The organism is Patiriisocius marinistellae (genome assembly GCF_009014635.1).
Classification (GTDB): Bacteria; Bacteroidota; Bacteroidia; order Flavobacteriales; family Flavobacteriaceae; genus Patiriisocius; species Patiriisocius marinistellae.
On record NZ_BKCF01000013.1, the window covers coordinates 1 to 5,928 of the forward strand.

5 protein-coding genes are annotated in these 5,928 nt (G+C 31.1%); 3 read left to right on the top strand and 2 right to left on the bottom strand.

Translation table 11 applies throughout. The annotated features are described in order from the left end of the window. The first annotated feature begins 856 nt into the window (after window positions 1-856). From GB234_RS14750 to GB234_RS14760, 3 genes are all read left to right on the top strand, one after another. Complete coding sequence (locus GB234_RS14750) at window positions 857-1,669, top strand: hypothetical protein (protein WP_151895346.1); 813 nt, start codon at window positions 857-859, stop codon at window positions 1,667-1,669. A gap of 29 nt (window positions 1,670-1,698) precedes the next feature. Then, window positions 1,699-2,220: a hypothetical protein gene (locus GB234_RS14755; protein WP_151895347.1), complete on the top strand. Its 522-nt coding sequence runs from the start codon at window positions 1,699-1,701 to the stop codon at window positions 2,218-2,220. 1,007 nt (window positions 2,221-3,227) lie between these two features. Continuing rightward, window positions 3,228-3,914, top strand: a complete 687-nt coding sequence (locus GB234_RS14760; RefSeq protein ID WP_151895348.1) for an NgoBV family restriction endonuclease — start codon at window positions 3,228-3,230, stop codon at window positions 3,912-3,914. Here the strand turns inward: GB234_RS14760 and dcm are convergent. After that, window positions 3,875-5,227 (bottom strand): DNA (cytosine-5-)-methyltransferase, encoded by a 1,353-nt coding sequence (gene dcm / locus GB234_RS14765; protein WP_151895349.1) that lies wholly within the window; start codon window positions 5,225-5,227, stop codon window positions 3,875-3,877. The genes GB234_RS14760 and dcm overlap by 40 nt on opposite strands. Before the next feature lie 4 nt (window positions 5,228-5,231). After that, window positions 5,232-5,507, bottom strand: coding sequence for a DUF6471 domain-containing protein (locus tag GB234_RS14770; RefSeq protein ID WP_208997333.1), 276 nt, complete (start codon window positions 5,505-5,507; stop codon window positions 5,232-5,234). Window positions 5,508-5,928 lie beyond the last annotated feature (421 nt).

The following is a 5,928-nucleotide window of genomic DNA, read 5'->3' on the forward strand; positions in this document are numbered from 1 at the left end:
TACAACACCGTATAAAAATAATTGTGGTTTAGTGCTTAATCAAAGGTCGTTGCGTGTTTGTAACGTCTGATTTTCCTTCGGAAAATCCTCGCATACAAACCCACAACTATTCTTATACATAAACGTTACCTCTAATTACGCACGCACTCAAATCTGAACAAAATATGAACTGAAAACTGCGCAATTAAAGCGGAACAAAATGCTGAATTTATCACTCGAAACCTGAATTTACTCTTGCGGAATTTTAGCAAGTTTACCGAAAAAAACCTAGTTTGATTTTCGATTTTTTTTTGAGTTTTAAGAAAGTAAAAACTAAAATAGTCGATTGCGGAATTTCACTCAATCGGAATTTAGCAAGTTTATGAAAACTGAACTGCATCTGAATTGAGCCACTTTCGGATTTGCTCACTCTATCGGAATTGAAAAACTTTGCGGAATAAAACGTAATCGGAATTTACTCAAGCGGAATTGAATTGCGGACGGAAAACTGGAACTGAAAATCAATAACTAGAGGTAACAACGTGTATAAAAAATTGCTTATATTGGCTTAATCAAAAGGTAGTTGCTCGTTTGCACACATCTGAATTTCCTTCGGAAATTCCTCGCGCGCAAACACGCAACTATTCATACACAAAACCGTTGTAAGCAATTTTAGGCTTACCCCAAATTAAAAAATACCCTTCAATGGGTATTGACATTTAAGATGATGCAATTTATCTTTCGGATGAAAAACTCAAACAATTAACTAATTAATATAAATATTATGTCGTGTAAAAGTCCATCATTAGAAAGAGTAACGCAGAAATCCGAAAAGGCTAAAAAACAAATTGAGGAACTTAATAAACAGTTATCTGATTTGGAAAATTCAGCGAAAGAAAAATTTGAAACTAAAATTAACGAACACGCAAAAAAAGCTAAAGTAGATGATTTTAGAAGACTAATATTTAATTCTGCCATTAAAACTGAATATTCCCACGAATTCAGTTTAGATAAAATAGCACCAGTTATTTCGGCAGCGTTAGGTGCTGTCGCACAGTCATTAACTGGGTCAGTAATGCAAGTATTGACTTCGCCAAAAGCTATTAGTAGTTATTCAGATTTAGTAATTTCAATATCAGAAGCTGCTAAATCGAATTCATCAGCTTCAAGTAGCTTAACATTTAGTGCAAATAGAATTGCGCCAGGTGTTTTTGCTTTCTTATCCGCTAATTCAATTTCCATTAAAGATAGTGACACCTTTGGTGAAGAAGCAGTTACTGCTACTTCTATTTTTTATAGTCTTAATAATAGTATTGATGACCTGCAACAAACAGCAAATTTTGATTTAGCTTATTTGGATGCAGAATTACTTTTAAAATTTAAACACATTCAGATAGGTTATGCGGATGAATTAGCAAAAGGTCAAATTACTATTGCAGTTTGGAGCGAGAAAAATCAAATAATTGATAAAACTATCAAGAGTATTAAAGATAGATTAGATAATGCTAATTATAATGAATTATTTGCAAGTGTGAAAGATTCTGATTCGGCAGAATTAATTACTCTTTTTGATACTGATAAAAGCAAACAAATCCTTGAACATAGCTTATTACAATTTGAAAATAAAGGTGTTATTTACAAAGAAGCTTTAGAGAACACCAAGATTATGTTGAATAATCCACTTTATTAAAACAATTTAAACCAACTAAATCCACTAATATGATAATTACATTTAACGACAAACAACCAAAAGTTGAAGAAGCTACAGAAATGGCTAATTCAATTCTAAAAAATCCAGTTTTTTACTCAAAAATTAGAGAGAAAAATAACTTTGATTTAAGTACAGCTTCACCGCAAATTATAGCAGATTTAATTGAGAATTCAGATTTAGAATTTAAAGTTGACCTTTTTTATCCATCTGGCTGGAGAGCAATAAAATATAGAAAAACTTTTGCTTATATGGACCACAGATTTCCTAACACTTTGTTCTTAAATTTAAAAAAGCTGAATAGAAGTTCAAGAAGTATTGCTGCTACAATCATACACGAAAGTCTACACGCTTTAGACCACGAGGCAATAGATTATACTTTTGGACACGGAAATAACAGTTCAAAAGGAAAATCTAATACAGCACCATATTGGATTGGTAATCTGGCAAATAAAATCTTAAAAGATGATTTTGACGCTGAATTATTGGTTTTTGACCAAGTAGAAAGTGATGAAAACGACTATCTTGCTTGAAAAAAAACTGCTTACAACAACGTATATAGCTCATAGCTAATTAGTTGCACATTCGAAGTTAAGGTATATTTGCGAAGTCGCCAAATTTTTAAATTTGACGATTTTCAATAAAAAGATTTATAGTAAAATTTAAAAATCTGGCTTGTGCTCAACCGAATAGAAACAGCCTATTTGCACGCTACGAGCCATATACAAGACCGTTGTGCGTCAGCTGAGAAAAATCACGGAAACCGAGCAAAATTCTATAAATTTTAAGCTTTTAGGAAGCGATAAATAATTTGAATTCTAATCTGAACGTGATAAACATTACGTCGGATTTTGGACTTGCCCGAAACCTGTTCTTAGCATCGAAAATTCAGCAAGCCAAAACATTCCGCCTGAATTTAAAAAACGCTCGATTTTATATTTAAAAGGAATTTTAAAAAACTTAAAACTGAACAAAAATATTACGTCGGAATTATGGCTCACCCGAAATCTGTTCTTCGCATCGAAAATTTAGCTAACCAAAACGTTACGCCTGAATTAAAAAAACGCTGGAATTTTTAATTAAAAGGATTTTAAAAAACCAAAAATCTAAACTCAACTAAAAAATTACGTCGGATTTATGGCTCGCCCGAAATCTGTTCATGGCATCGAAAATTCAGCTTACCCAAAAGTTATTGCACAATAGAAAAAAAGAGATTTTATTTCGGAGATTTTTTGAGAATTTTAAGCAAAAAAGATTAACTTGACCTGAATAAAATGTGCGCTGGATTTTTTCGCAGTTTGAATACAAAACTAACATTTGAACGAAAAAAGCCGAACGCACAACACCGTGTATAATTAATTGCTTGGTTCGTGCTTACGTACGAAAATCCTCTCGGATTTTCTATTCAGTTTTTATTTGCTAAATTAGGTGTTTAAACACGCCACTAATCATACACAAACACGTTAGCCACCATATTGAAAATCGTGCTACCATCAAAATTTTGGCTATATTTGAAATTTAAGAAAACCATCAAAACTGAATGAAGATAACAGCGAAAGAACTCTATAAAAAACTTGTTGACGACTATAAAATTGTTGGAGAAATAGGTAGCATAAATTTCAAAATTAAAGACTTAAGTATTGTAATAAAGACAAAAGATTCTGTTGGAAATTTAATTCAAGAATGGCTAAAAGCTTGGATGAATCAAAACAAAATTGAATTTGTCGAAAATAACAACTCTCAAACATTTCCCGACTTTCTTCTTGATGTTGAAAATCCGAAAAAAGGATTATTAGAAGTAAAGACTTTTGACTTTGATAATGGTCCTGGCTTTGATTTAGCCAATTTTGATTCATACAGCAACTCTTTATTAAGTGCATCATACAGATTAGATTCTGATTACTTAATTTTTGCTTATCAAATGAACGATGGTATAATTACTATTAAGGATATTTGGTTAAAAAAAATATGGGAACTGACTTGTGCGAGCAAAAAATGGCCTTTAAGAGTTCAAGATAAGAAAAACGTAATTCATAACATACGACCAGTCATATGGTATTCCGAGAGGTCAACCTACAAAGCTTTCAACTCAAAAGAAGAATTTTTATCTGCATTAAACAATACTCGCTATAAGTATCCGCAAACAAGATTTTCAAATGCTCATTGGTTAACTAATGTAATTGAAGATTATGAACTGCATACTGGAGTTTCCTTAACTATTGAATGATTAACTAAATTTCTTTCATAGATTTCAGCTAATTGTTCCGAAACGTGTTCAACGACAGGTACTGCAACCGTATTTCCCAATAAATCAAAAGCTTCAGATTCTTTGACTGGAATTTGATACCATTCGGGATAACCAAATAATCGAAGTCCTTCACGAATTGTCAATCTTCGTAAACCACCATTATCAGGAACTGCTAAACGAGAAACATCGGTAGCAACAAGAGTTGGTGCAATATCGTTAGGATCCAATATTTTATTTATTTCAAAACTCAATTTTCCAGTTACAATATTGTAACCTTTGGGTTTCGTTTCATCATAAGTACGATATTTTTTTTCGCCAATATCAGTTTTTTCTCTAACTAATTTTTTAGGGTGTTCAAACCGTAGATATCCTTTTTTGACTAAATCATCTAATAAGCTTTTAAGGTTTTCACTTTTATGAAAAGTTGAAATTTGTTTTAAGGTAAGTGCCATTCCATCCATCCAATCAATTCCAATTTTTTCAGCCCAATGTTTTTTTCGTCTTTCTTTAAAAAGCTTATTTAATAATATAATTTGTTCATCAGAAACTTCACCTTTTACACCAATATCCCAACTATGAATATTGTTATCACCACCTCTTTTATCTTTAATAGACTTACCATATAAATCTTCCATTTCGAAATGATTAAAAAGCTTTTGAGTAAAATCAGAATTAATTGTTTCTAAACCATTTTCTAAAATAGTTTTCAAAGGATTAAATTTTCTTTTGGTAACATTCAAATTTGCAGTTTCATCTTTAGTACCGACTATAAAAATCCTTTTACGAGATTGTGCCAAACCAAAGTCAATAGAATCCAAAACTTTCCAAGAAACATTATAACCTAATTCATCTTTTAATTTGTATAAAATAGTAGATAAAGTCCTTCCTATTTTGTCATTTTTATTTTCTAAATCGTGCTTAACAAGTCCTTCAACATTTTCAAGAATAAAACCGTAAGGATTTTTATCTCTTAAAATCCTTTCAATTTCAAAAAATAATGTTCCTCTTGTTTCAGCAAATCCGTGACGATTTCCAGCAAAACTAAATGCTTGACAAGGAAAACCGCCTAATAAAAAGTCAAAATCGGGAATTTGTTTGTTTTCTACATTAAAAATATCACCTACAAAATAATCGTGATTAAAATTTTTTGCTAATGTTTCAACTGCATAAGGTTTAATTTCAGATGTCATCACACATTCTGTTTCAAATCCTAATTCTGCAAAAGACTTTTCAAAACCTAATCTTATTCCACCAAGTCCTGCAAATAAATCTATAAATTTAACTTTCGGCATTTTATTATTTTTTTAGGTTATAATTGGCTTCCGGTTCAGAAGCGATTGATAATTGATTTTCGTACTCTTCTATTTCTATTTTTTCACAACCAATTACGGTCAGACATTGTAAAAAGAATGATGCACTAAAAGTACCACGACTAATTTTACTGTCGATACTTGATTTTGTTTCTTCAATTCCTATTTGTTCAAGCATACTTGCCAAGTCTGAATTTGAAATTCCTCTACGAACCAATTCTGACTTTAATAAACGTTTGACTTTGTCATTCCAATCTGACATAAACTTTGAGTTTTATTAGTTGCAAATTTGGTTAAATATTTGTAAATATGCAAACAATTAGGCATAAATAAAAATACGGTGGCTAACAACGTATATAAAAAATAGGGCAATATTGGCTTAATCCGAAGGTAATTCTGCATTTGCAAGGTCGCCATATTTTTAATTTTAGTATTTTTAGAACTGAAAAGTTAAAAAAGAAAAATTAAAAATATGGCTTGTGGCTCAACCGAATAGAAACAGCTTACTTTCTGCCCTACTTTTCATATACAAGACCGTTAGCAAACATATGAAAACTGAACTTTCCTGAAATAGGTTGACTAAAAATTAAACCTTTAATTATAGTCACTTATGAAAACACAAAATGAACACTGGCGAAAAAAAAGCTATCAAAAAGCAACTTTAGAGACGAAACTTTTAGTCG

What these genes read in the sequence shown, in the direction of transcription:
- GB234_RS14755 (WP_151895347.1), top strand. Translation starts at nt 1,699, where the DNA reads ATGATAATTACATTTAACGACAAACAACCAAAAGTTGAAGAAGCTACA.
- GB234_RS14760 (WP_151895348.1), top strand. Translation starts at nt 3,228, where the DNA reads ATGAAGATAACAGCGAAAGAACTCTATAAAAAACTTGTTGACGACTAT.
- dcm (WP_151895349.1), bottom strand. Translation starts at nt 5,227, where the DNA reads ATGCCGAAAGTTAAATTTATAGATTTATTTGCAGGACTTGGTGGAATA.
- GB234_RS14770 (WP_208997333.1), bottom strand. Translation starts at nt 5,507, where the DNA reads ATGTCAGATTGGAATGACAAAGTCAAACGTTTATTAAAGTCAGAATTG.